The following is a 24,549-nucleotide window of genomic DNA, read 5'->3' as shown; positions in this document are numbered from 1 at the left end:
GGCCCGCATCAGGGTCAGGCCACGCCTCCGGCCCGGTATCCGACGCCGCGCACCGTCGTGACGATCCGCGGGCTGTCCGGATCGACCTCGACCTTGGCGCGCAGTCGCTGCACGTGCACGTTCACCAGGCGCGTGTCCGCCTTGTAGTGGTAGCCCCACACCTGCTCGAGCAGCATCTCCCGGGAGAAGACCTGCTGCGGCTTGGTGGCGAGGGCGACGAGCAGCTGGAACTCGAGGGGCGTCAGCGCGATCGGCTCGCCGCCGCGGCGCACCTCGTGCGCGTCGACGTCGATCGTGAGGTCGCCGATCCGGTGCACCTCGGTGGTGGACTGCGGCGTGGGACGCAGCCGGGTGCGGATCCGCGCGACCAGCTCCTTCGGGTTGAACGGCTTGACGATGTAGTCGTCGGCGCCGACCTCGAGCCCGCGGACGACGTCGGCGGTGTCGGTGCGCGCGGTGAGCATGATGATCGGCACGCCGGACTCGGCGCGGATCCGCGTGCAGATCTCGATGCCGTCCATGCCCGGCAGCATGAGGTCCAGCAGCACCAGATCGGGCCGCTGGGTGCGCCACTCGTCGACGGCCTTGGCGCCGTCCGCGCAGAACACCGGCTCGAAGCCTTCCGTGCGCAGCACGATGCCGATCATCTCGGCGAGCGCCGTGTCGTCGTCGACCACGAGGATGCGTGAGGTCATTGTGCCCAGTCGTCTTTCGTCGATGCGTGCGGGCGCGTCCGGGCGCCCCCACGTCCGTCCAGGTTACTTCACCCGTCTGCCATATTCGCGGAGGCGGCCCCTGCGCACGCCGCGGAGGGCTCCGCCTGCGCGTCGGCGGCCTGTGCCACGATGGAGCCAGGACCGCGAACCGGAGGACCCGTGACCGAACAGAGGCTGCCCGATCAGGGGTGGACGCCCGCGCCGAAGCCCGGCCTGATCCCGCTGCGCCCGCTCGGGTTCGGCACGATCCTGGGCAAGGCGTTCGCCGCGCTGCGGCACAATCCCAAGGTGCTGTTCGGCTTCGCGGTCGTCGTGCAGTTGGTCGTGATGGTCGTCACGGCGGTCGTCATCGGCGCCGTCGCGTTCGCCGCGTTCTCCCGGCTGCAGACCGTGTCGCCCGCGAGCGACGAGTACGTCACGCTGATGGTCGGCTCCGCAGCGATCGTCGGACTGACCGGACTGCTGCTCGGCCTCCTCTCCGTCGCGTTCAGCGCGATCGTGCAGGGCATCGTCGCGGCCGACGTGCGTGCGGCGGTGCTGCGCGAGTCCGCGGTGCTGCCCCGGCTCTGGGCGCGAGTGAAGCCCGCCGCCTGGCGGCTCATCGGCTACACCCTGCTGTACGGCGCCGCCGGCGTGCTCGCGGTGCTGCTCGTGGTCGCCGTCGCGTTCGGCGCGATCGCCGCGCCGACCGGATTCCGCAGCGCCGGCGTCGGCTTCGCGGTGCTCGCCATGATCCCCGGGCTGTTCATCGTGATCGGGCTCGCGATCTGGATCGGCATCAAGCTGATGCTGGTGCCGTCGATCCTCGTGCTCGAGGGCACGGGCATCCGCACGGCGATCGCGCGCTCCTGGCGACTGACCCGCCGCCGGTGGTGGTTCGCCTTCGGGATCATGGTCGTCATCGTGGTGGCCACGTGGCTCGCTGCACAGGCCATCGGCCTGATCGGCGGCCTGGTCACCTCGCTGTTCGGCCCCGTGCTGGACCCGACCGGCCAGACCCTCAGTGCGTACACGGCGGGCACGATCGTCTCCTTCGCGATCACCGAGCTCGTGGTCGTCGTGCTGCAGGCCATCAGCGCGGTCGTCCAGTCGACGGCGGGCGTGCTCGTCTATGTCGACTGCCGGATGCGGTACGAGGGGCTGGATCAGGATCTGATGGCGACGGTCGAGCGCCGCGCCGCCGGCCGGGACGACGGATCGGATCCGTTCCGGGTGGATCCCGCCCGGGCGGTCGGCCCCGGCTTCCGCCCGGCGCCCGCGCCGGTCCCCTACCCGTACCCGCCCGGATACACCGCCCCGGCCGGTCATCCGGCGCCGGCGGGCCCTCAGCCGCCGCAGGGGTACACACCTCCCTCGTCCTTCCCGGCGCCGCAGCCGCAGGGGTACTACACGCCCGTTCCGCCTCGGCCCGCGCCGGCGATGCCGGCCGCCCCGCCGCCGCCCCCGCCTGCGCCGCGGGCGACCGCGTCATCGGCGCCCCCCGCGCCGGCACCCCTCCCGCCGGCTCCGCAGAGCCCGGGGGTGCGGCCGCAGGACGACGACCCGTGGGCGGCACCCGGATCCTCCTCCGCCCGATGACCCTCGCGTCGACGCTCGTCCGGCTCTCGGCGATCCCCCTGATCCCCGACGGGGACTCCGCGCGCAGGCTCGCGGAGCAGGAGCTCGCCAAGGCCGAGTACCGGGCGGCCGAGCCGACCCTGATCGACGAGTGGGCGCGGGCGATCGTCGACTTCCTGCGGAACCTCTTCACGCCGCAGCACGCGGTGGATCTCGGGCCGTGGGCGGCGATCGTGATCGCGATCGTGCTGGCCGCGGTGCTGCTCGCGGTGCTGGTGATCTGGGGACGGCCGCGGCGCTCCCGGGCCCGGTCCGCCGCGTCCGTGCTCCTCGGCGCCGTCGACGACCGCACCGCCGCGCAGCTGCGCGTCGAGGCCGCACGCGCCGCCCGCGAGGAGGACTGGGCCGGCGCGATCGTGCTGCGCTACCGGGCCATCGCACGGGCCCTGATGGAGCGCGACCTGATCGCCCCCGCCCCGGGCGCCACCGCGCAGACGATCGCCCGCGAGGCCGCGGCGCCGTTCCCCGCCGAGGCGGAGGCCCTGCACGCCGCCGCCGTCGCGTTCGACGACGTCCGCTACCTCGGACACCCGGGCGACGCCGATCTCTACCGCACCGTCGCCGACACGGACGAGCGGCTCCGCGACCAGCGTCCTGCAGCGGATCCGGCGGAGCAGCGTCAGGGGGCGCCGGCATGACGTCCGCCACCGCCCCTTCCCCCGCCGGCACCGATCCGGCGCCCGGACGCACCGCCCCGGGGTCCGACACGCTGATCCGCGATCCGCGGCGGCTGCGCCGTCTGGCCGGCTGGGCGCTCGTCGTCGTCCTCGTGCTCGTCGTCGCCGGCGCGGGGCTGCTGCTGACCGTGCCGGCGGCGCAGCGGCGCGACAGCTACGACCCGGAGCTCGCCGGCCCCGGTGGCACGAAGGCGCTCGCCGAGATCCTCCGCGGGCAGGGCGTCACGGTGGACGTCGTGCGCAGCCGCGCCGATGCGGAGCGCGCACTCGACGACCGCACCACCCTCGTGATGAGCGACCCCTACACGCTCAGCGACGCCGCGGCCTCCGCCCTCGTCCGCGACGCGCACGACGTGGTGCTCCTCAGCGCGAGCGCGCGCATGCTCCGGATCCTCGAGCTCGGCCGCTACGGATCCGACGTCTCCCCCTCCCGCGCGGAGGCCGACTGCGATGTCCCGGCGTTCGCCCACGTCGGCACGATCCGGCCCGGGCAGCTCTTCGCCCCCGGCCCTGCGGTGACGGCCTGCTTCGGCGCCGGCACGGGAGACGGGGCCGTGCTGATCTCGGATCACGGCGCGCGACGCGCGATCGTCGACGGCACCGACCTGTTCACGAACGAGCACCTCGCCGAGAACGGCAACGCCGCCCTCGGGCTCGCCCTGCTCGGCGCGCAGCCGCACGTGGTCTGGTACGTGCCGTCGTACGACGACACCGACCGCACCGACGCCGACGCGCCGAAGCGTCTCGCCGACCTCACGCCGGGGTGGGTGACCCCGGCGATCGCGCTGCTGATGATCGTCGCCCTGCTCGCCGCGGTCTGGCGAGGGCGGCGCTTCGGCCCGCTCGTCGCCGAGACCCTGCCGGTCACCGTGCGCGCCTCGGAGACCATGCACGGCCGCGCCCGGCTCACCGCGAGGGCGGCGGACTCCGCGCACGCCGCGGACGCCTTGCGCGCGGGGACCACCGCCCGGCTCGCGCTCCGGCTGGGGCTGGCCGCTCGTGCCGACCCCGGAGCCGTCGCCGACGCCGCGGCCGACCGGATCCGCGCCGACCGCGCCGGCTGCCGGGCGCTGCTGACCGGCCCGCTGCCCGCCACGGACGCCGAGCTCGTCCCGTTCGCCCGAAGCCTCTCCGACCTCGAGACCGCCGTCGAGCACGCGGTCCGCATCGAAAGGAACACGCCGTGACCGACCAGCCCTCCACAGCGCAGGGGGTCCCGCAGGGCCACCTGTTCGCCCCGTCCGTCTCCTCCTCCGTCGCGCCCGCCGCCGGGGTCGCCGACGACACCGCGCTCCGCCAGGCGATGCAGCGGGTGCGCGCGGAGGTGGACAAGGCCGTGGTCGGCCAGGCCGGCACGGTCACCGGACTGCTCGTCGCCCTGCTCGCCCGTGGGCACGTGCTCCTCGAGGGCGTGCCCGGTGTGGCGAAGACGCTCGTGGTGCGCTCGTTCTCGCGCGCGCTGGGCCTGGACACGAAGCGCGTGCAGTTCACCCCCGACCTGATGCCGGGCGACGTCACCGGATCCCTCGTCTACGACGCCCGCTCGGGTGAGTTCGAGTTCCGCCGCGGGCCCGTGTTCACTCACATCCTGCTCGCGGACGAGATCAACCGCACCCCGCCGAAGACCCAGGCGGCCCTGCTCGAGGCGATGGAGGAACGGCAGGTGTCGTCGGACGGCGCGAGCCTGACGCTGCCGGATCCGTTCCTCGTCGCCGCGACGCAGAACCCGATCGAGCACGAAGGCACCTACTCGCTCCCCGAGGCGCAGCTGGACCGCTTCCTGATGAAGCTCGTGGTCGGGATCCCCGAGCGCGACGCCGAGGTCTCGGTGCTGCGCCGGCACGCCGACGGCTTCTCCCCGCGAGAGCTCACGGACCTGCGCCCGGTGGTCTCCGGGGAGGAGATCCTCGCCGCACAGGAGGCCGCGGGCCGGGTGGAGGTGACCGACGACGTGCTCGGCTACGTCGTCGACCTCGCCAGAGCCACCCGGCAGTCGCCCTCGGTGCAGCTCGGCGCGAGCCCTCGCGCGTCCACCGCTCTGCTCGCCGCCGCGAAGGCGTGGGCCTGGCTGAACGGATCGACCGCGGTCACCCCCGACCACGTGCAGACCATGCTCATCCCGGTCTGGCGGCATCGCCTGCAGCTGCGCCCCGACGCGGAGATGGAGGGCGTGTCGGCCGATGCCGTGCTCACCTCCGTGGTGCAGCAAACCCGGGTGCCGATCTAGGCGTCACCATCGTGTTCCTCACCGGTCGTCTCGTGATCGTCGCCGCGTTCGGCGTCGTCCCGCTCGTGCTGCTCGATGCGGCGCGGGTCCCGCCGTGGCTGTCCCTCGCGGGCTGGCTCGTGCTGTGCGCCGTGCTCGTGGCCGTCGACGTGCTCGCGGCCGCATCGGTGGGCGGTCTGCGGATCTCCCGGGACGTGCCGAGCCGCGGCCGGCAGCACGAGGCGGTCACCGCGACCGTGATCGTGCAGAACCTCGGCGCGCGGCGCCTGCGCGGCCTGCTGCGCGACGGCTGGCAGCCCACCGCGGGCGCCGCGGAGCGCAGCCGGGCGAGGCTGGACCTCCCCGCCGGGGAGCGGCGCCGGATCGCGATCGGGCTGCTCCCCCGCCGGCGGGGTGAGCTCGTCAGCGAGTTCGTCGCGATCCGCTCGACCGGCCCGCTGGGACTGGCAGGCCGGCAGGGACGGCATCGGGTGCGCGGCGCGATCCGGATCCTGCCGCCGTTCACGTCGCGCCGGCATCTGCCCTCCCGCCTCGCGCGCCTGCGCGAGCTGGACGGCAACACGAGTGTGCAGGTACGCGGGCAGGGCACCGAGTTCGACTCGCTGCGCGAATACGTGCGCGGCGACGACGTGCGCTCGATCGACTGGCGCGCGACCGCCCGCGCCGGCACGACGATGCTGCGCACCTGGCGCCCCGAGCGCGACCGGCAGGTCGTGATCCTGATCGACACGGGCCGCACCGCCGCGGCGCGCGTGGGCGACGGCACCCGGCTGGACGCGGCGTACGAGTCCGCGCTGCTGCTCGCCGCCCTCGCCCAGCGCGCCGGCGACCACGTGCACCTGCTGCTGGTCGACCGTGCGGTGCGCGGCCGGGTCAGCGGCGTGGACGGCCCGGGGCTGCTGCCGGCGCTGTCGGACGCGATGGCGCCCGTGCACGCCCGCCTCGTCGACACCGACTGGGGCGCCGCGTTCGCCGCGATCCGCACGGTGACCACCCGTCCGTCGCTCATCGTCGTGCTGACCGCGCAGGATGCCGTGGAGAGCGCCCGCTCGTTCCTCGGCGCGTTCCCGCGCACCTCCCGTGCGACGACGATCCTCGTCGGCTCCGCCACCGACGCCTCGATCGAGGAGCTCGCCCGCGCGCGCGGATCCCGCGAGGACGTCTACCTCGCCGCCGCAGCCGAGCGGACCCTGCACGACGCCGCGCTCGTCGCCGACGCCATCCGGCGGGCGGGCGGCGAGCCGCTGACCGCGGACCCCGACGACCTTCCGCCGCGGATCGCCGACCGGTACCTGGAGCTCAAGGCCGCCGGGCGCCTCTGACCCGGCCGCGGCTCGAACCCCGTCGCACCGCGTGCGGGCGTACCCTCTGAACGTCCTCTGAACGTCGGCGCCCCCTCTGAGCGTCGGCGCCCCCTGTGAACGACGTGCCTGCGAGGGGGCGACGACGCTGTGAGGGGGCGAGGACGCGAGAGAAGCCCGCGACACGCCGTGCGGTCCCGGCGATTTCCGAACCGGATCCGGAAACACGCCGCCTCCGTTTTCCTGAATCATTCAGAACAAGCTACGGTGGCCGAATGGACACCTCAGCGATCCTCCGCGGCGCGGGGCTGCGCGTCACGGTTCAGCGCATCGCGGTGCTGCAGGCGCTCGCCCTCGCGCCGCACACCTCGGCCGATCGGATCCACACCGCCGTCAGCGGCGGCGGCATCGCGCTGCCCACCGTGCACGCGATCCTCGGCGACCTCGCCTCGGCCGGCATCATCCGCCGGGTGAGCCTGCCCGATGCGGACCGGGCGCTGTTCGAGGTCGAACCCGACGACAACCACCACCACATGCAGTGCGTGCGCTGCGGGCGGCTGGAGGTCGTGTCGTGCACGGTCGGCGCCGCACCGTGCCTGCACCCCGCCGAGGATCACGGCATGCGTCTGCTCGAGGCGTCCGTCACCTACCGCGCGATCTGCCGCGAGTGCGACAGCGCACCGGCCGACGCGCCCCGGATCCCCACGAAAGAACAGGAAAGGATCAGCAATGACTGACCAACTCACCTGCCCGATCGACCACGCGGGCGCGGCCCCGGACGGCCACGCCTCCGCCTTCGCACGTCCCTCCCGCACCGGCAACACCGACTGGTGGCCGGAGCGGCTGAACCTCCGCCAGCTCGCGAAGAACCCGGCCGTCGGCGACCCGCACGGCGAGGACTTCGACTACCGCGCCGCGTTCGAAGCCCTCGACCTCGACGCCGTGAAGAAGGACATCGCCGCCCTGCTCACCGAGTCGCAGCCGTGGTGGCCCGCTGACTTCGGCAACTACGGCCCGCTGATGATCCGGATGGCCTGGCACTCCGCCGGCACCTACCGCGTCTTCGACGGCCGCGGCGGCGGCGGCACCGGCCAGCAGCGCTTCGCCCCGCTGAACAGCTGGCCCGACAACGTCGGCCTGGACAAGGCCCGCCGCCTGCTCTGGCCGGTCAAGAAGACCTACGGCAAGGCGCTGAGCTGGGGCGACCTGATGATCCTCGCCGGCAACGTCGCGCACGAGCAGATGGGCATGCCCACGTTCGGCTTCGCCGGCGGCCGCCCGGACGTGTGGGAGCCGGACGACGACGTGTACTGGGGCTCGGAGAAGATCTGGCTCGACAGCACCGACCGGATCAGCACCGACGACGCCGGCGAGCGCTCCCTGGAGAAGCCGCTCGCGGCGACCATGATGGGCCTCATCTACGTCAACCCGGAGGGCCCGGAGGGCAACCCCGACCCGCTGCTCGCGGCGAAGGACATCCGCGAGACCTTCGCGCGCATGGCTATGGACGACGAGGAGACCCTCGCGCTCATCGCCGGCGGCCACACCTTCGGCAAGACGCACGGAGCCGCCCCCGAGGCCGGCAACGTGGGCGAGTCGCCCGAGGGCGCGCCGATGGAGCAGATGGGCCTGGGCTGGAAGAACAGCCATGGCGCCGGGCATGGCAACGACACGATCGGATCCGGCCTCGAGGTCACCTGGACCTACCACCCCACCCGCTGGGACAACGAGTTCTTCCACATCCTGTTCGCCTACGACTGGGAGCTGACCACCGGCCCCGGCGGCGGCAAGCACTGGAAGCCGAAGAACGGCGCCGGAAACGACATGGTCCCCGAGGCGCAGGGCGAGGGCCGTCGCGAGCCGCGCATGCTGACGACCGACCTGGCGCTGCGCGAGGACCCGGTCTACCGCGAGATCGCGCTGCGGTTCCGCGACGACCAGGCCGCCTTCACCGACGCGTACAGCCGCGCCTGGTTCAAGCTGACGCACCGCGACCTCGGCCCGAAGTCCCGCTACCTCGGCCCCGAGGTGCCCGCCGAGGACCTCCTCTGGCAGGACCCGGTGCCCGCGCAGACCGGCGCGCTCATCGACGCGGCCGACGTCGCCGCGCTCGAGGAGCGGATCGCCGCGACCGGGCTCAGCGTCTCCGACCTCGTCTCGACCGCCTGGGCCGCTGCGGCCTCCTTCCGCGGCAGCGACAAGCGCGGCGGCGCGAACGGCGGACGGATCCGCCTCGAGCCGCAGCGCAGCTGGGAGGTGAACCGGCCCGCCGAGCTGGGCCGCGTGATCGAGGCCCTCGAGGCCGTGCAGGCGGAGTTCAACGCCGCCGGCGGCGCACAGGTGTCCTTCGCCGACCTCGTCGTCCTCGCCGGAAACGTCGGCGTGACGCAGGCGGCGGCCGCCGCGGGCCGGGTCGTGGAGATCCCGTTCACCCCGGGCCGCACGGACGCGACGCAGGAGCAGACCGACATCGAGTCGTTCCAGTACCTGAACCCGCAGGCGGACGGCTTCCGCAACTACGTCAGCGACGTGGCCCGCGCGATCCCCGCCGAGCACCTGCTCGTCGACCGCGCGAACCTGCTCACGCTGTCGGCGCCGGAGATGACCGTGCTCGTCGGCGGTCTGCGTGTGCTCGGCGCGAACTGGGACGCCTCGCCGTACGGCGTGTTCACCCGGACCCCGGGCGCGCTCACGAACGACTTCTTCGTCAACGTGCTCGACCTGAACACGACGTGGAAGCCGCTGGATCCGGGATCGCACGCGTTCCAGGCCATCGACGACGTGACCGGAGAGCGGACCTGGATCGGCACTCGCGCCGACCTCGTGTTCGGCTCGAACTCGGAGCTGCGGGCCCTCGCCGAGGTGTACGCGAGCGACGACGCGAGCGCGAAGTTCGTGGACGACTTCGTGGCCGCGTGGGTCAAGGTCGCCGAGCTCGACCGCTTCGACGTGCGCTGACCCGGTCCTGAGACTGCCGGAGGGCAGAGCGGCCCGTCCCCGTCCGGGGGCGGGCCGTTCCCGTCGGATCGGCGCGATCACGGCCCGCCGCGTCCTCCCGGGCCGCCGACGCGGCTAGTCTCGCTCACGGAGCCGTGCCGGTCCGCACGGCGCAGCAAGGAGCGAGATGTCCTCCACCGGAACCCCCTCGGCACCGTCGGTCGCGCCGACGGCGGCCCTGCCCTCCCGCCTCGTCGCCGAGGCCCTCGGCACGTTCCTCCTCGTCGCCGGCGCGATCGGCACGGCGCTGTTCTCCTCTGCGCACTTCACCGACCCGGGCGCGCAGTCGGCGATCTCCGTCGCGGTGGCGCTCGCGGTCGGCATCGCCGTGCTGGTCGGCTTCTACGCCTTCGGCCCGGTCTCCGGCGGGCACTTCAACCCCGCCGTGACGCTGGGCGCCGCGGCCGCGGGCCGGATCCCGTGGCGGGACGCCCTGCCGTACGTCGTCGCGCAGGCGGTCGGCGGCGTGGTCGCGTCGACCGTGCTCACCCTGATCGGCACGTTCGGCCCGGACGGCTGGCTCGCCCGGGCGCAGGACGCGGGCTTCGCGAGCAACGGCTGGGGCACGCTCTCCCCCGGCGGCTTCGGGATGTGGGCGGCGATCGTCGCGGAGGTGGTCTTCACGGCGCTGTTCCTGCTCGTGATCCTCGGCGTCACACATCCCGAGCGCGGCACGCCGTTCGCGGGCGTCGCGATCGGGCTCACCCTGACCCTGGGCGTGCTGGCGACCCTGCCGGTCGACAACGCGTCGCTGAACCCGGCCCGATCGCTGGCGACCGCGATCTACGGCGGCGTCGGCCCGCTCACCCAGCTCTGGGTGTTCGTCGTCTTCCCGATCCTCGGCGCCCTGATCGCCGGCTTCACCTACCGCGCACTGTTCGACGCCCCGGCCCGCGCCTAATCGCCCCGGGCCCCCGCGCCCCCGCTGCCCGCGAGACCTTCTGCCCGCGAGACCGAAACTCCGTCGCGAGACAGCGGGAATCAGGCGCGGTCTCGCGACGCGGGTTCGGTCTCGCGGTCAACCGGCCCGGCCGGGCCCCGCGCCTGGCCGAATCCGGTTCAGCCCACGACGAGCGTCGGCGTCCCCGCCTCGAACTCGGTGAGATCCCCGGTCTCGCCGTGGCGCTGGGCGCGCCGGCCGAGCACGAGCATGTATGCGAGGAAGACCCCGAGGGCGAGCGCGCCGATCCCGATCTTCACCGGCCAGGGCAGCCCCCAGCCGGTGACGAACCCCTCCACGGCACCGGAGAGGGCGAGCGCGAACACGAGCCCGAGCGCGACCGCCCCCAGCGACCGCCCGGCCGCGGCGAGGGCGGCCCCTCGTCCGCGCTCCCCCGGCACCAGCCAGGCCCAGAAGATGTGCAGCCCGGCGGCCGCCGCCACGAAGACGCAGGTGAGCTCGAGCATGCCGTGCGGCAGCAGGTGCAGAACGACGACGTCGCCGCGCCCCATCGCGAACATGACCCCGACGGCGATCCCGATCCCCACCGCGTTCTGCACGAGCATCATGATCGGCCAGATGCCGGTGACGCCGAACAGCACGCACTGGGCGGCGATCCAGGCGTTGTTGGTCCAGACCATGCCGGCGAACTCTGCGGCGGGGTTCTCGGTGTAGTAGTCGGTGAACGCGTGATTGGCGTAGTACGCGAGATCCGCCTTGGATCCGAGGGAGGCGACGACCGCAGGATCCGAGGAGATCCAGGCGGCGACGACCGCGATCACCGCGAGGCTGCCCAGAGCGATGGCGAGCGTCGTCCAGCGCAGCCGGTACAGGGCGGCGGGCAGCTGCCGGGCGAAGAACCGCCCGGTCTGGCGCAGCACGTTCTCGTCCGTGCCGGTCAGACGCAGGCGTGCCCGGGCGAGGATCGTGGAGACGTAGGCGCTCTGCGGGGAGCTGCCGATCGACGTGGTGAGGTCGGCCAGGTCGGCCGACGCGGCCCGGTAGCGGGTGATCAGCTCGTCGACGCCGGCGCCGTCCAGGCGCTGCCGGCTGAGCTCGTCCAGGCGCGACCATTCGCGGTTCCTGGCATCGGCGAGAGCATCGGCGTCCACCTGGTTTACTGTACCCATGTCCGTGCCGCCGCCCCCGGACGCCGTGCCCGCCGTCGAGGCGCCCGGCGACGAGGTGCTGCTCTCCGGCGAGGCCGTCGCGATCGAGGTGCAGCCGGTGGGCCTGTTCCTGCGCACCCTCGGAGCGGCCATCGACGTCGCGCTGTCGATGACGCTCTTCTTCGGCTATCTCGCCGTGCGGTACTGGATGATGCAGGCCACCGGCGACCCCGCGCTGGATCGGATCCTGAACGTGCTGGCCCTCGTCACCGCGTTCGTCGTGGTGCCCTGCACGGTGGAGACCCTCACCCACGGCCGCAGCCTCGGCAGGCTCGCCGTCGGCGGGCGGATCGTCCGCGCCGACGGAGGCGCAGCGGGCTTCCGGCACGCGTTCATCCGGGCGATGCTCGGCGTGCTGGAGATCTACGGGACCCTCGGCGCGGTGGCCTTCCTGGTGGCGGCCTTCAGCGGGCGCTCGCAGCGCCTGGGAGACCTCGTCGCCGGGACCTACAGCCAGCGGGTGCGCACGCCCCCGCTGCCGTTCCGGACACCGGTTCTGCCGCCGGGTCTGGAGTCCTGGGCCGCGATCGCCGACGTCGCACGGATGCCGGATCGCCTCGCCCGGCGCATCTCGCAGTTCCTGGGCAGCGCGCCGCAGATGCTCCCCGCCTCCCGCGCCCGCGTCGCGCAGGAGCTGCTCGCCGAGGCGGCGGCGTACATCTCGCCGGTCCCCGCCGCGCCGGCCGAGGTCGTGCTCATCGCCGCCACCGTGCTCCGCCGCGACCGGGAGCGGCGCAGCCTCGCCCTCGCCGACGAGCGCGTGGAGCGGCTCAGCGGCGTACGGGTGCAGGTCTGACCGGATCCTGATCCGGACGGGCCGGAGACCGGGCCGCGGAAACGCTCAGGCGCGCAGCGTCTCGTGCCGGACGACGATCCAGCCCGCGGGCACCGACAGCCGGTCGGCATGGATGGCGCACAGGTCGTGCGCGTGCGGATCGTTCTCGGCGCCCAGCGGGCCCAGGGCCGCCATCTGGTCCCCGTAGTCGTAGGTGAGGGTCGCCACGGCCTCGCGTGCGCAGCCCACCTTCGAGCAGAGTCGTCCGTACATCGGGATCAGCGTACGACCGTGCGCCGCGCATCGCCGGCACGCCGCGCGGCGCGCGACCGATCCGTGGCCCGAACGGGTGCGCCTAGACTGGCCGCATGCGCCGCACCCGATCCTCCCGCGCGGCCGCGCCCCGGCGCGGCGACCGGCACGGCAGGCACGGCCGGCTGGGCCGCAGCTCGGTCGTCCGCCCTCCCCTGCCTCCGCTGGACGGCCGGTTGGACACGTTCGACCTGCACGTCGGGTCCGCGGTGGAGCTGCTGCGTTCGATGTGGCCGGACCTGCGCCCCGTCAGGATCGAGATCGCAGCGATGCCCGCGCACGCGGATCCGGACGGCCTTCCGCGCTGGCTGGTCGACCGCGAGGGCCAGCGGATCGTGCTGTACCGCGTGCCGATCGAACGGCTCATGGAGCCGGGCCACGACGACTCCGCGCACCGCCGGGTCGCGATCGAGGGAGCGGTGTTCCGCGCCGCCGCCCAGTACATCGGGCGTGAGCCGTGGGAGATGGACCCGCACCACCCCGAGGACTGAGCGCGGCCGCCATCGGGCGCACCCTGTCGCCGGTGGACCGCGATCGGCCCTACTGGTAGACCGCGATCGGCGCCGCCACGGCGTCGGTCGGCCACACCGGGTACCCGGCGAGCTTCCCCTCCGCGTAGTAGCTGACGGCGGCCCGCACCGCGGTCGGCGAGGACAGCGCGTACACCGCGCGCGCGGCGACCGGGACCGTCGCCGCGCCGCCGGCCGCCAGGGTGATCCGCTGCGTCGCGCCCCCGCGCACCGGGGTGAACTCCACGGTCGCGGCGGAGGTCGAGGCGTTCTGCAGGTGCAGCAGCGGCGCGGGGCCGTCGGCGACGGCGAACGCCGTGCTGCCGGTGATGTCGGGGGCGGGGGTCATCCAGGCGAAGTCGGAGCCCTTGCCGAGGCCCGTCGTCTCCCACGCGGCGGCGACCACGGGCGCCGTGGAGGTCACGTCGATCGAGTACAGCCCGGCCTTGAGCGCGGAGAAGTCGACCGAGCCGACCTGTCCCGCGGTGAGCTGCACCTTCTTCGCGGCTCCCGCGGGGGTTCCGTCGGCCGCGTTGCGCGGCTGCAGCATCACGATCGCGTCCGTGCTCGGCGCGAGCAGCCGCACAGCGGTGCTCGGGTTGTCGTCGTCGTCGGACTGGACGACGGCACGCACCCCGAGCAGGGACTGCGCCTTCGACGGGCGGGCGATCGCGTCCTGCACGTCGATGCCGACCGGGTCCAGGGTGCGGATGAGGCTCGACTGCAGGGCGGCGCGCACCGCCGCTCCGCTCGAGGTGACCCGGACCACGGGCGTCGCCTCCCCCGCGGCGCCGGCGGCGAGCGGGATCGACGACTGGGTGCCGGCCGGCACCACGACCTCGGTCGTGTGCATGCCGCCGCCCTGGGAGCCGTACTCGGTGAACGTCACGGTCGCGGTGACGGCCCCGGGGTTCGCGATCAGCAGGATGTCATTGGATCCGGTGGTGCCGGCGCCGCCCACGATCCAGGACTCCATGCTCGGCGGGCGGCAGGCGGAGGCCGCGAAGCCGGCGAGGTCCTCCGCCGCGATCGACAGGGACTCCGCGGCGGCGACCTCGGCCGGGTCCTGGCCGTTCGGCGCGGCGGTGAACATCGGCGCCTGGCGCGCGTCGGGCACGCCGGCGATGGCGATGCTCTTCTGGGCGAGGCGGGATCCGGGCGCGGCACCGCTCACGACGCTGGGCGTGCCGGCCGTGCTGAGCTCCGTGGCGCGCGACGCGTCGCGTCCGAGCGCGCGGAACGGGCCCGCGCAGGTGAGCAGGGTGTCGCCGGCGACGGGCTTGACCGTCGTGTGCGCGGGAGCACGTTCGACAGTCGGCCAGGCCGCGGGGACGGCGACGACGGCCGCGACGACGCAGGCCGCCGAGACGACGGCGCCGGCGACGAGACGGGCACCGGTCGTGGCGATGCGGAGGGCGTTCTGCCTGGTCATTCGGCGGCCTCCTTCGCGGGCGCGGGTTCCGGGTGGGGATGGTCGGCGTCGGCGGCCTCGGACTGGAGGCTCGGCTCGCGACCCGGCTCCGGCTCATCGGAAGCCGGATCCGGGCGGGCCGCTGCGTCCTCGTCGGCCGTCTCGGTCCCCGGATCCTCGCCCTTCGGATCCTCGGTTTCCGGATCCTCGGCTTCCGGATCCGCGGCTTCCGGATCCTCGGCTTCCAGATCCGCGGCCTCCGGATCCGCGGCTTCCGGATCCGCGGCCTCCGGATCCGTCGTCGCGGTCTCCGCCTCCCCGAGGCCGGCCTCGGGGGCGGACGTAGTTCCGGGGGCGGGCTCGGCGAGGTCAGGGGCGGCGTCGGCGTCGAGGACGCGTTCGGCAATGATCGGCTCGCCCGGGATCACGACCGAGGCCGTCTGCGGGGCGGCCTTCGGCCCGCGGCGCGCACGCGGCGCGCGCGGCTCCTTCGGCGGGCGGGGCGCACGGGGCGCACGCTCCGGAAGGACGCCGATCGCACGCGGGACGGCGTGCGCGGCCCGGCGCGAGGCGCGGGTCGGCAGCGCGAGCAGCAGGGCGGCCAGCAGCACGATCAGCTCGATCGCGGTGACCACCCGCGACGTGGCGCCCTGGGCGTCGGTCAGCGAGGCGCGCGCCGCGGGGACGGCCTCCATCCTCCAGAGCACGCCGCGGGCGGTCTCACCGACCCGCACGAAGCCCGCGCGCTGGTCGAGAGCGGTCGCCGACTGCAGGCGCAGCGCGCGCTCGGCGTCGCTCTCCTTCGGCGTCCCGGCCTGCAGCAGCACGTAGCGCACGCCGAGCGTGCCGAGCGCGGCGGGAGCGTCGAACTGCCGCGCCGAGACGAGGTCGACCGAGAGGCCGGCGAGGTCGTGCCCGCGCGGAGCGGTCGCGGTGGTCAGGATCGTGGCCTGCGCGCCGAGCGTGGCGCTCGCACCCCAGACCACGGTCGTGGCGAGCCCGCCGTTCGCCTGGACGGTGAGCACCAGCGTGCCGAGATCGCGGTCGTCGCGCGCCTGCGCGGTGACGTAGGCGGGAAGGGTACTGAGCTCGCCGCGATGGATCGCGGCATCGCCGTTCACCAGGGCGACCCCCGACGGCACGGCGGCGACGGCGACCGCGGCGGCAGCGATCAGCGCGGCCGCGGTGCGCAGTGCCGGCAGCGGCAGGACGCCGTCCAGGGTCACGAGCGCGCCGCCCAGCACGCCGATCCCGGTGAGGCTCAGCGCGGCGCCCGGCCAGATCGGGACGGCGGTCGACTGCGCGAACGCCACTGAGATCCCCACCGCGGCGAAGGCCGTGGCGAGCCCGGTCGCGGCGACGACGACGGATCCGATCCCGACGCTCCAGCGCGGCGAGATCGTCGAGATGAGCGCGAGGACGGCCAGGGGTGCGGCGAGCCAGAGTGCCCAGGGCGTCTCGTGCACACCGGGCAGCACCGACTGGAGCAGGGTCGGCCAGCCCGCCTGCTCCATGGTCGGCAGGCCCGCGAGCAGGGAGAGCCGCCCCGCCGCGTCGGCCGTCGCCTGCGGCGCCGCGACGATCGCACCGGGATCCGAGAAGAGGGCGAGGAGATCGCCGTGCGCGAGCTGCCAGATCGCGAGCGGCGCGAACAGGACGACGGCGGGGACGAGCACCCAGACCATGCGCACGGCACCGCGGAACGCGCGGCGCGCGAGCAGCCAGACGATCGCGACGAGCCAGAGCAGCGCGAACGCGGGCGCGAGCGACGGTGCGCAGGCGAGCGCGGCGACGGTGAGCAGGGACGCGGCGCCCGCCGCCCCCCACGACCGGTGTGCGACGAGGGCGGCGTGCAGCACCCAGGGCAGCAGCAGGTGGAACAGGACCGCGGCGGGGCGGCCCTGCCCGAGCGCGATGAGGAAGGTCGGCGCGAGCGCCCAGACCGTCCCCGCGAAGATCCGCAGGCCGGCCTTGTCGGTGATGCGGGTCGCGGCGAACCAGCCGCCCAGCATCGCGAGCGGGAGCGCCGCGACCCAGAGCAGCACGAGGGAGTACGAGGGCGCGCCCGGCCAGAGCGAGCCGAGCACGGCGATGACGCCCGAGAACGGGTCGGCGGGGCCGACCACGTCCACGCCGAAGCCCCGCTGCCCGTAGGCGGCGTCGCGCCAGAGCGCAGCGACGGTCTGACGCAGGGGCAGCAGCGCTCCGCCGCCGAGGGCCGGCCAGGCCAGGAGCGACGTGAACAGGCCGATGCCCAGCACGAGCGCGGCGAGCACCGCCCAGGCTCCGCCGCCGGAGAAGAAGCCGAGCTCCTCATGCACGCCCGCCTCGGATCCGTGCCCGTCGTCGAGACGCTGGCGCAGCTGCGCGCGGGTCACGCGGAGCGGTGCGATGCTCGACCAGCTCGCGACGCGCCCTGCGCGGATCCCCCGACGCGATCGGGAGACGGCGGATCCGGACACCATCGCCACGGCCGCGGCACCCCACTCGGGCAGCACGGCGGCAGGGCGCTTGCCGGTGAGATGCGCGATCGAGCGCCACAGCGCGAGCGGCAGCAACGAGAGCCAGTGCAGGGGTACGGCGAACGTCGGCGCGTAGGAGAGCCGACGGTGCAGCTGCGCACGGCGGACCGCGTACGCGTCCGCGGCGGTGCCGGCGGCCTCGGCGTGCTCGTCCACGGCGATCCGCGCGCCGGCGGTGAGCACGATGCGTCCGCCGCCGAGCCGCGCCCGCACGCCGATGTCGAGGCCCTCGTCGCGCCCGCTCAGCCCGGGATCGGGCAGCACCGCGCGAGCCTCGCGCAGCAGCAGTCCGCGGACGTCGGCCCCGAGCGCATCGTCCTGCGCGTCGTGCTGGCCCTGATCGAGTTCGCCGCGCGCAGGGTCGACCGTCCGGCCGAACCGGGTCATGCTCTGCCCGAACGACACGATCCGGCGGTCGTCGGCCTCGCTCAGGAGCTTCGGCGCGGCGGCGACCGACGACGGGGAGCGCTCGAGCGCCCCCGCGAGGTGCTCGAGCGCGTCGGGGTCGGGGACGCAGTCCTCGGTGAGGATCCACAGCGCGGACCCGTCGGCGACGCGCGGCACGGCGAGCGCGACGGCGGCGGCGAGCGTGGTGGACGACTTCGTCTCCACCACGGCCTCGGCGGCAGCGGCCACACGCGCGCTCGTGCGCACGGCCGAGGACGGGCCGCACGCGACGATCGTCAGCGCGTCGGGGCGCCGCGTCTGGGCGGCGATCGCGTCGAGGGCGCGCAGCAGGCGCGCGAGGGAGGTCGCGCCCGAACGGGCGACGAGAACGGCGTGAACTCGGGCAGACATGGCGGGGCCAGCCTAAGCGGGCCGCCCCGAGGCGGAGGGTTTCGCGCGGGCGCGTCGCCGGATCGTCCGCCGGCCGCGCTCCTGCGGAGAGGCGTCAGCTGGCGCGGCGCTTGAGCTTGCGACGCTCGCGCTCGGACAGGCCGCCCCAGATGCCGAAGCGCTCGTCGTTTTTCAGGGCGTACTCCAGGCATTCGCCTCGGACGTCGCAGGAGGTGCAGATGCGTTTCGCGTCGCGGGTGGATCCGCCCTTCTCCGGGAAGAAGGCCTCCGGATCCGTCTGGGCGCACAGCGCGTCGCTCTGCCAGGCGAGGGCGTTCTCGTCGTCCTCGGTCGGGCGGCGGACGCCCGGAACTCCCAGCTGGACCGGATCGATGAACCAGTCTTCGGGAACGTCCGATCGGTAAGCCGTCATATCGCCCTCTCCCTTTATCCCCCCGGGTGCCCCGCGGGCCGCGTTGCATGAACTAATTACACTCTTGTCATTCGCCGCGGTCAAGTCGCGGATCGTAACCCTCAATCACTCGTTGAACGTTGACGCACATGCTTCGGCGTGTCGCGTGCAGCGCCTTCGGCGTGTCGCACCCGACGCCGGCACGGCGCGCGCACCGGCCCCGCAGGAGCGCGCACGGTAGCCTGAACGACGATGGCGCAGCACTCCCGACTCTCCACGGCTCCTCCGCCGAGCGCTCCCGCCCGCGAGTCGACCCGGCATCTGCTGCTGCGCGCCCATATCGCACTGCTGCTGTTCGGCGTGCTCGCGCACACGGCCGTGTTCAACCTCTTCGGCATCGACGGCGCCGCCGTCGTGCTGGGCGTGCTGCTGCTCGCCACGCTCGGGCTGGCGATCCCGCGCATCGCGATGGCACGCCCCGCGCGGTTCCCGTGGCGGCGGATGCCGTGGGCCGCGCTCGTCTATCTCGCGCTCGCCCTGGTGTCCGTGCTGTGGTCGCGCTGGCCGATGGCGACCCTGCTGACGTGGGTGCTGCACGCCTCGATCACGGTGGTGGCGCTGTTCATCGCCTTCACGCTGAGCTGGCACGAGATCGTGCGCGCGCTCGCCTCCGCGCTCAAGTGGATCCTCGGCCTGTCGGTGCTGCTCGAGGCGTGGGTCGCGCTCGTGCTGCACCACCCGCTGATCCCGAACTTCGCCATCTTCCCGCCCGGCAAGGTCGACCCGCACTGGTACTGGGTGCGCGGCGACCTGATCGGCACGGGCCGGATCCAGGGGATCGTCGGCAATTCGAACACGCTGGGGATCCTGTGCGCGCTCGCACTCGTCGTGTTCGCCCTGCTCTACGCGGAGCACACCCGGCGCCGTTCCGTGCTGCTGGTGTGGATCCTGCTCGCGGGCTACCTGCTGCTCCGCGCCGGATCCGCGACGTCCTACGCCTCGCTCGCGGGGGGCGTGGCGGTCCTCGTCGCCGCCCTGCTGATGCGCCGCGTCGGCGAGACGCGCGGACGCGCACGCCTCTACGTGCTGTTCGCCGCGGCGGCCGTGGTCGGCGCGGGAGGGCTGTGGCTGCTGCGCGACAAGATCTTCGGCGCGCTCGGGAAGTCGTCCGACCTGACCGGGCGCGTGGAGATCTGGCGGAGGGTGATCGCGCGCGCCGTGCAGCACCCGATCTTCGGCAACGGCTTCTCCTCCCCCTGGGTGCCCTGGGATCCGGCGTTCCACAACTGGATCCTGGACCACCGGATCACGGTGTTCATGGCCCACGAGATGTGGCTGGACGCGTTCCTGCAGCTCGGCGCGATCGGCGTGCTGCTGATCGCGATCGCCTTCCTCGCTTTCGCGTGGCGGGCGTGGTTCTTCGCCGTCGACCGGCCGCGCTGGGACCTCGACGAGACCCGGCCGTACTCGGCGCTGTCGCTGCTGCCCCTCGCGATCGTCGCGATGATGCTGGTGCTGGGCCTGGCCGAATCGACGCCGATCATCCTCTGGGGCTGGCTGCTGCTGATCCTGTTCTCGTTCAAGATGAAGATCTCGCCGTTCGTCGGCACCGGTCCCGGTGAGGGCGCTCCGCCCGAGGCGCGCCGGCGGGCGGCATGAACACCCCCCGGCGCCGGCTGGCCCGGCTGCTGGCCTCGGTCGAGATGGCTCGGGCGTACACGCTGTGCGCGCTGCTGGCGATGTTCGGATCCTTCGCGATCACGTCCTTCACGTCGACCGTGACGCTGACCACGATCGTCGCCGTGCTGTGCCTCATCGGCGCCGCCATCCTCTACGCGCGGCGCGACGAGCTGTCGCCTCTGCGGATCGTGCCGTCGACCGTGCTGGCCTTCGTCGCCTGGACGTTCGCCAGCGTGTTCTGGTCGACGAGCATGCAGCCGTCCCTGCGGGCCTGGTCCGCGCTGGCCGGATTCGCGCTCATCGCCGTCGTGATCGGGCATGTCCGCGACACCCTGCAGACGGTGCGCGCGCTCGGCGACGTGCTGCGGATCCTGCTCAGCGCGTCGCTGATCGCCGAGATCATGTCGGGGATCCTGCTCGACATGCCGTTCCCGTTCCTCGCCATCCAGGGCAACCTCGCCCACGGCGGACCGATCCAGGGCCTGTTCGGCACGCGCAACATGCTGGGCTTCATCGCCGTCGTCGCGCTCATCACGTTCGTCGTGGAGTGGCGCTCGCAGTCCCTGGCGGCCGCGGTCGCGATCCCGTCGATCGGGCTCGCCGGCTTCCTCGCGCTCTTCTCCGCCTCCCCGACCGTGCTCGTGCTCGCCGTCGTCGTCGGCGTCGCGAGTGTCGCCCTCGTGATGGTGCGCCAGGCGCCGCCGCGGCGGCGCCCCGCGCTGCAGTGGTCGATCAGCGTGGTCGTGGTGGCCGCGCTGGTCGCCGCGTACGTCCTGCGCCAGCGGATCATCGCCGTGCTGGACGCGGGCAGCGACTTCGACATGCGGGTCCAGCTGTGGCGGGTCATGTTCGAGTACACCCAGCAGCGTCCGGTGCAGGGCTGGGGCTGGTTCGGGTACTGGGATCGGGACGCGTACCCGTACAACTCGATCAACTACTTCACCAACGGCGCCCACGGCAGCGCGCTGAACGCGTTCTTCGACGCCCTGCTGCAGGTCGGCGGAGGCGGCATGCTGCTGTTCGTGCTGCTCGGCGGCATCGCGCTGGTGCGGTCCTGGCTGGTCGCCAGCGTACGGCGGTCGGTCGTGTACGCGTGGACGCCGCTGATCCTCACCACGCTCGCGGTGGACTCCCTGTTCGAGAGCTTCACGCTCACGGGCGCGGGCTGGTTCCTCCTCGTGCTGTGCGCGCTGCGCGCCGGGCAGTCCCGCTCCTGGCGCGAGAACATCGACGCCGCGCAGACCGGCAGCATGCCGACCCTGCCGGGTCGCTGACCGGCAGCGGACGCCCGGCGCGCCCGCCGGCACGCAGGGACCCCCGCGCGCCGACGGTAGGCTGGATGGCGCACCCTCACACCTCTGGAGCTTTCCCTCGTGACCTCTGACCCGCAGAACGGCACCGCCGGCTTCGACCCGGCCTCCGCGACGATCGTCATCGTCACCTACAACCGCTCGCACCTGCTCCAGGGGCTTCTGGACAGCATCGTGCGGATGGATCCGAAGCCCGGCCGTGTGGTCGTGATCGACAACGCCTCCTCCGACGACACCACCGAGGTGGTCGACTCGTACCGTGCGACCCTGGGCGCCGAGCTCGTGTACCGCCGTCTCGAGACGAACACGGGCGGATCGGGCGGCTTCAGCGAGGGCATGCGCACCGCGTACGAGCTGGGCTCCGAGTGGGTCTGGATGATGGACGACGACGTCGAGGTGCTGCCGGACGGGCTCGCCCGGATGGGCGCCTGGGCGCCGCGGTTCAAGAGCATCCAGGGGCGCCGCTACGACTACGACGGCAGCGCGTTCTACTGGCAGTACCGGATCGCCGAGCGGATGGGCATCCCGATCCCGTTCGCGCCGGCGCACTTCGACGCCACCGGCTTCAAGCCGATGAACAGCGGCTGCTTCGAGGGGATGTTCATCCACCGGTCGATCGTCCAGGAGATCGGCCTGCCGGATCCCCGGTTCTTCATCTACTGGGACGACCAGATGTACGGCTGGCTGGCGTCGCGGAAGACCTCCGCGGTGATCGTGGACGAGTTCGTGCTGCGCCGCACCCGCGAGATCAAGCAGTGGGACATGGGCGTCCGGCACATGAACGCCTCCAGCAACGCGTACCGGTTCTACATCATGCGCAACCGCGCGTATCTGAAGCACTATTACCGGTTCCACGGGGTCTACAGCCCTGTGCTGTTCGGCCTCGGCACGGCGATGACCTTCGCGAAGGAGCTCATCCGCCTGGTGTTCGTGGAGCGCACCGTGCGCGGCACGAGCAACCTGTTCCGCGGGCTGCGCGAGGGTGGCCGGATCGGCCGCGACCGCTCGTGGCGCCCGATGCCGCCGCTGGCGGACTGAGTGAGCGACGAGCAGCGCGAGGCCGTCTGGGTCTTCCCGGAGGAGCCGAACCAGAACCGCGGGCCGCGGATCGCGCTGGTCGTCGGTCTCGTCCTCCTCGTCGTGGTGGTCGCCGCCGGCCTCGCCCTGTTCCTGATCCCGCGCGACGACGCGGCGCCGACGGCGTCTCCGAGCACCGCCCCGACAGCGGCGCCCCCGGGCGCGCCGACCGGGGCGCCGGTCACCCCGCCCCCGACGCCGGACCCGTCCGTCGCGCCGTTCCGCGGGCAGGTGCAGCCGCGTCTCGACGACGGCTCGACCGGCCTCGACATGGTGCAGGGGAAGCAGGGCGCCGACGCCGTGCAGATCGTCGATTCGCTGCAGATCAACGCGCAGAACCTCGCCGAGCAGTCGGCCCCCGACTCGATCCGCGCGGCGTGGGGCGACGGCGTGAACGCCTACTCCGCGAAGCTCCAGGCCCTGCGCTCCGCCCTCAGCGCCGGATCCGACCCGTCCGGCCCGCTGGCCGATGCGCGCGCGGCCCTCGGGAACCTGCGTGCGCTGGTCGGACTCTGAGAGCCTGAGCGCACACGCCGGCGACGCTCAGGCGTTGTCGGCGTTGTAGCGGTCCAGCACCTCGCCGATCCCGGCGTCGAGCACCAGCCCGCCCTTGTCGAGGTAGAGCCCCCGGGTGCAGAACCGCCGGAGGTCGCCCTCGTTGTGCGACACGAAGAACAGCGTGCGGTTGTCGGCGAGGAGTTCGTCGATCCGCCGGTAGCACTTGTCCCGGAACGCCTTGTCCCCCACCGCGAGGACCTCGTCGACGAGGAGGATCGGCTCGTCGAGCTGCGACACGACCGAGAACGCCAGACGCACCTTCATCCCGTTGGAGAGGTGCTTGTAGGGCGTGTCCTGGAACTTCTGCAGCTCTGCGAAGTCGATGATCCCGTCGTAGCGCTCGGCGACGGCCGTCCGGCTCATGCCGTGCAGGCCGGCGGTCAGCTTGACGTTCTCGCGCACGGTCAGATCGCCCACGAAGCCGCCGGTGAGCTCGATCAGCGGCGCCACACCGCCGTGCACCCGGACATGGCCCTCGTCGGGCAGCAGCACGCCCGCCACGAGCTTGAGCAGCGTGGACTTGCCCTGTCCGTTGCGCCCCACGACGCCGATCGCCTCGCCCTGGCGCACCCGGAACGACACCTCCCGCAGCGCCCAGAACTCGCCGGGCCTGGTGCGCCGGGAGGATCCGGCGAAGAGGTCCTTGAAGCTGCGCCGGCCTCGCCGGCCCAGCCGGAAGCGGACGCCGAGTCCTTCGACGTCGATCGCGGCCTGTCCGTGCTCCGCCGGCATCACAGCTCCTTCAGCACGTTGCGCTCGAGGGAGCGGAACGTGTACAGACCGAGGACGAGGAAGACGAGGGTGACGATCGCGCCGATCACGACCGGCTCCGTCTGCCACTGACCGGGGAAGAATCCGAGCCGGTACAGCGTGAAGATCCCCGAGAGCGGATTCAGCGCGCCGACGATGTGGAAGGCGTGCGGGAGGTCGTGGAAGCCGTAGATGATCGGCGAGACGTAGAAGAGCGCCCGCAGGATCAGCGCCGTGGTGCGCTCGAGATCCGTCCAGAGCACGCACAGCGGGGCGATGAGCAGCCCGAGACCGATCAGCAGCACGGCCTGCCAGATCATCGCGACGGGGAACAGCAGCAGTCCCCACCCGGCCTTCGCGCCGCCGAAGACGGCGAACAGGACGAGCACGGGGATCGCGAACGTGAACTCCATGCCCTTCGTGAGGATCACCCGGACGATCCAGATCGACCGCGGGATCGCCGTCGAGCGGATCAGGCGCGCATCCTTCTGGAACGCGCGGGTGAACTCGCCGACCGCGGTGTTGAACCACACCCACGGGAGCAGGGCGGAGATCAGGAAGACGATGTACGGCTCCGCGCCGACCTTGCGATGGAACACGACCGTGAACACGAACCAGTAGATCGCGCTCATCACCAGCGGATCGAGCACCGACCACAGGTAGCCGAGCACGCTCGTGGCGTAGCGCACGCGAAGATCGCGAGCCGAGAGCAGCCACAGCGAGTGGACGTAGCGCCGGGGCGTGCCGATAGCGCCGGCCGTGGGTTGACTCACGACCTCAAGTCTAGGGGCAGGGCGCCGACCGACCCGGCA

The 24,549-nt window shown here is 73.2% G+C and carries 22 protein-coding genes; 14 read left to right on the top strand and 8 right to left on the bottom strand.

The annotated features are described in order from the left end of the window. Positions 1-14: 14 nt before the first annotated feature. Positions 15-695, bottom strand: coding sequence for an MtrAB system response regulator MtrA (gene mtrA, locus RBR11_RS15955; RefSeq protein WP_308490362.1), 681 nt, complete (start codon positions 693-695; stop codon positions 15-17). A gap of 180 nt (positions 696-875) precedes the next feature. On the opposite strand from mtrA, the gene RBR11_RS15950 reads away from it, so the two are divergent. The 8 genes from RBR11_RS15950 to RBR11_RS15915 all read left to right on the top strand — a co-directional run bounded on the left by RBR11_RS15950 (position 876) and on the right by RBR11_RS15915 (position 10,436). Further along, entirely contained in the window at positions 876-2,294 is a 1,419-nt protein-coding gene (locus tag RBR11_RS15950; RefSeq protein ID WP_308490361.1) for a DUF7847 domain-containing protein, read from the top strand. Further along, positions 2,291-2,971, top strand: coding sequence for a DUF4129 domain-containing protein (locus tag RBR11_RS15945; protein ID WP_308490360.1), 681 nt, complete (start codon positions 2,291-2,293; stop codon positions 2,969-2,971). Before RBR11_RS15950 ends, RBR11_RS15945 begins: the two co-directional genes overlap by 4 nt. Further along, positions 2,968-4,197, top strand: coding sequence for a DUF4350 domain-containing protein (locus tag RBR11_RS15940; RefSeq protein ID WP_308490359.1), 1,230 nt, complete (start codon positions 2,968-2,970; stop codon positions 4,195-4,197). The genes RBR11_RS15945 and RBR11_RS15940 overlap by 4 nt, the downstream gene beginning before the upstream one ends. A 116-nt stretch (positions 4,198-4,313) precedes the next feature. Further along, complete coding sequence (locus RBR11_RS15935) at positions 4,314-5,237, top strand: AAA family ATPase (protein WP_308490404.1); 924 nt, start codon at positions 4,314-4,316, stop codon at positions 5,235-5,237. Between the two features lie 11 nt (positions 5,238-5,248). Further along, entirely contained in the window at positions 5,249-6,559 is a 1,311-nt protein-coding gene (locus RBR11_RS15930) for a DUF58 domain-containing protein (RefSeq protein WP_308490358.1), read from the top strand. A gap of 254 nt (positions 6,560-6,813) precedes the next feature. Continuing rightward, positions 6,814-7,275 carry a Fur family transcriptional regulator gene (locus RBR11_RS15925; protein ID WP_308490357.1) on the top strand — a complete coding sequence of 154 codons (462 nt, stop codon included), beginning with the start codon at positions 6,814-6,816 and terminating at the stop codon, positions 7,273-7,275. Further along, the gene (katG, locus tag RBR11_RS15920; protein WP_308490356.1) at positions 7,268-9,496 is read left to right on the top strand and encodes a catalase/peroxidase HPI; all 2,229 of its coding nucleotides are present in this window, start codon (positions 7,268-7,270) and stop codon (positions 9,494-9,496) included. Before RBR11_RS15925 ends, katG begins: the two co-directional genes overlap by 8 nt. A 166-nt stretch (positions 9,497-9,662) precedes the next feature. Then, positions 9,663-10,436, top strand: a complete 774-nt coding sequence (locus tag RBR11_RS15915) for an aquaporin (RefSeq protein ID WP_308490355.1) — start codon at positions 9,663-9,665, stop codon at positions 10,434-10,436. Between the two features lie 158 nt (positions 10,437-10,594). Here RBR11_RS15915 and RBR11_RS15910 read toward each other — a convergent pair whose 3' ends face one another. After that, the gene (locus RBR11_RS15910; protein WP_308490354.1) at positions 10,595-11,587 is read right to left on the bottom strand and encodes a stage II sporulation protein M; all 993 of its coding nucleotides are present in this window, start codon (positions 11,585-11,587) and stop codon (positions 10,595-10,597) included. Between the two features lie 16 nt (positions 11,588-11,603). Here RBR11_RS15910 and RBR11_RS15905 point away from each other — a divergent pair, with 16 nt between their 5' ends. Next, positions 11,604-12,440 (top strand): RDD family protein, encoded by an 837-nt coding sequence (locus tag RBR11_RS15905; protein WP_308490353.1) that lies wholly within the window; start codon positions 11,604-11,606, stop codon positions 12,438-12,440. 45 nt (positions 12,441-12,485) lie between these two features. Here the strand turns inward: RBR11_RS15905 and RBR11_RS15900 are convergent, their stop codons facing one another. Next, positions 12,486-12,692 (bottom strand): DUF3499 family protein, encoded by a 207-nt coding sequence (locus RBR11_RS15900; RefSeq protein WP_308490352.1) that lies wholly within the window; start codon positions 12,690-12,692, stop codon positions 12,486-12,488. A 95-nt stretch (positions 12,693-12,787) separates the two neighbouring features. Between RBR11_RS15900 and RBR11_RS15895 the strand changes: the two genes are divergently transcribed. Then, complete coding sequence (locus tag RBR11_RS15895) at positions 12,788-13,222, top strand: hypothetical protein (protein WP_308490351.1); 435 nt, start codon at positions 12,788-12,790, stop codon at positions 13,220-13,222. Between the two features lie 49 nt (positions 13,223-13,271). Here RBR11_RS15895 and RBR11_RS15890 read toward each other — a convergent pair whose 3' ends face one another. From RBR11_RS15890 to RBR11_RS15880, 3 genes are all read right to left on the bottom strand, one after another. Continuing rightward, the gene (locus RBR11_RS15890; RefSeq protein ID WP_308490350.1) at positions 13,272-14,672 is read right to left on the bottom strand and encodes a DUF5719 family protein; all 1,401 of its coding nucleotides are present in this window, start codon (positions 14,670-14,672) and stop codon (positions 13,272-13,274) included. After that, positions 14,669-17,971: a glycosyl transferase gene (locus tag RBR11_RS15885; RefSeq protein ID WP_308490349.1), complete on the bottom strand. Its 3,303-nt coding sequence runs from the start codon at positions 17,969-17,971 to the stop codon at positions 14,669-14,671. The genes RBR11_RS15890 and RBR11_RS15885 overlap by 4 nt, the downstream gene beginning before the upstream one ends. A gap of 94 nt (positions 17,972-18,065) precedes the next feature. Beyond that, the gene (locus RBR11_RS15880) at positions 18,066-18,383 is read right to left on the bottom strand and encodes a WhiB family transcriptional regulator (protein ID WP_308490348.1); all 318 of its coding nucleotides are present in this window, start codon (positions 18,381-18,383) and stop codon (positions 18,066-18,068) included. Between the two features lie 231 nt (positions 18,384-18,614). Here RBR11_RS15880 and RBR11_RS15875 point away from each other — a divergent pair, with 231 nt between their 5' ends. From RBR11_RS15875 to RBR11_RS15860, 4 genes are all read left to right on the top strand, one after another. Next, on the top strand, positions 18,615-20,021 hold the full coding sequence (locus RBR11_RS15875) for an O-antigen ligase family protein (RefSeq protein ID WP_308490347.1): 1,407 nt from the start codon (positions 18,615-18,617) through the stop codon (positions 20,019-20,021). Beyond that, positions 20,018-21,316: an O-antigen ligase family protein gene (locus RBR11_RS15870; RefSeq protein WP_308490346.1), complete on the top strand. Its 1,299-nt coding sequence runs from the start codon at positions 20,018-20,020 to the stop codon at positions 21,314-21,316. The genes RBR11_RS15875 and RBR11_RS15870 overlap by 4 nt, the downstream gene beginning before the upstream one ends. 99 nt (positions 21,317-21,415) lie before the next feature. Continuing rightward, positions 21,416-22,390: a glycosyltransferase family 2 protein gene (locus RBR11_RS15865; RefSeq protein ID WP_308490345.1), complete on the top strand. Its 975-nt coding sequence runs from the start codon at positions 21,416-21,418 to the stop codon at positions 22,388-22,390. Further along, positions 22,391-22,945: a hypothetical protein gene (locus RBR11_RS15860; RefSeq protein ID WP_308490344.1), complete on the top strand. Its 555-nt coding sequence runs from the start codon at positions 22,391-22,393 to the stop codon at positions 22,943-22,945. Between the two features lie 27 nt (positions 22,946-22,972). Here the strand turns inward: RBR11_RS15860 and RBR11_RS15855 are convergent, their stop codons facing one another. Continuing rightward, entirely contained in the window at positions 22,973-23,719 is a 747-nt protein-coding gene (locus tag RBR11_RS15855) for an ABC transporter ATP-binding protein (RefSeq protein WP_308490343.1), read from the bottom strand. After that, a complete protein-coding gene (locus tag RBR11_RS15850; protein ID WP_308490342.1) occupies positions 23,719-24,510 on the bottom strand; it encodes an ABC transporter permease in 792 nt (263 codons plus the stop codon). The genes RBR11_RS15855 and RBR11_RS15850 overlap by 1 nt, the downstream gene beginning before the upstream one ends. Between the last annotated feature and the right edge of the window lie 39 nt (positions 24,511-24,549).

Origin of the sequence: Microbacterium capsulatum, assembly GCF_030865425.1 — a bacterium.
Taxonomy (GTDB): Bacteria; Actinomycetota; Actinomycetes; order Actinomycetales; family Microbacteriaceae; genus Microbacterium; species Microbacterium capsulatum.
This window is presented reverse-complemented; position numbering and strand designations above follow the sequence as displayed.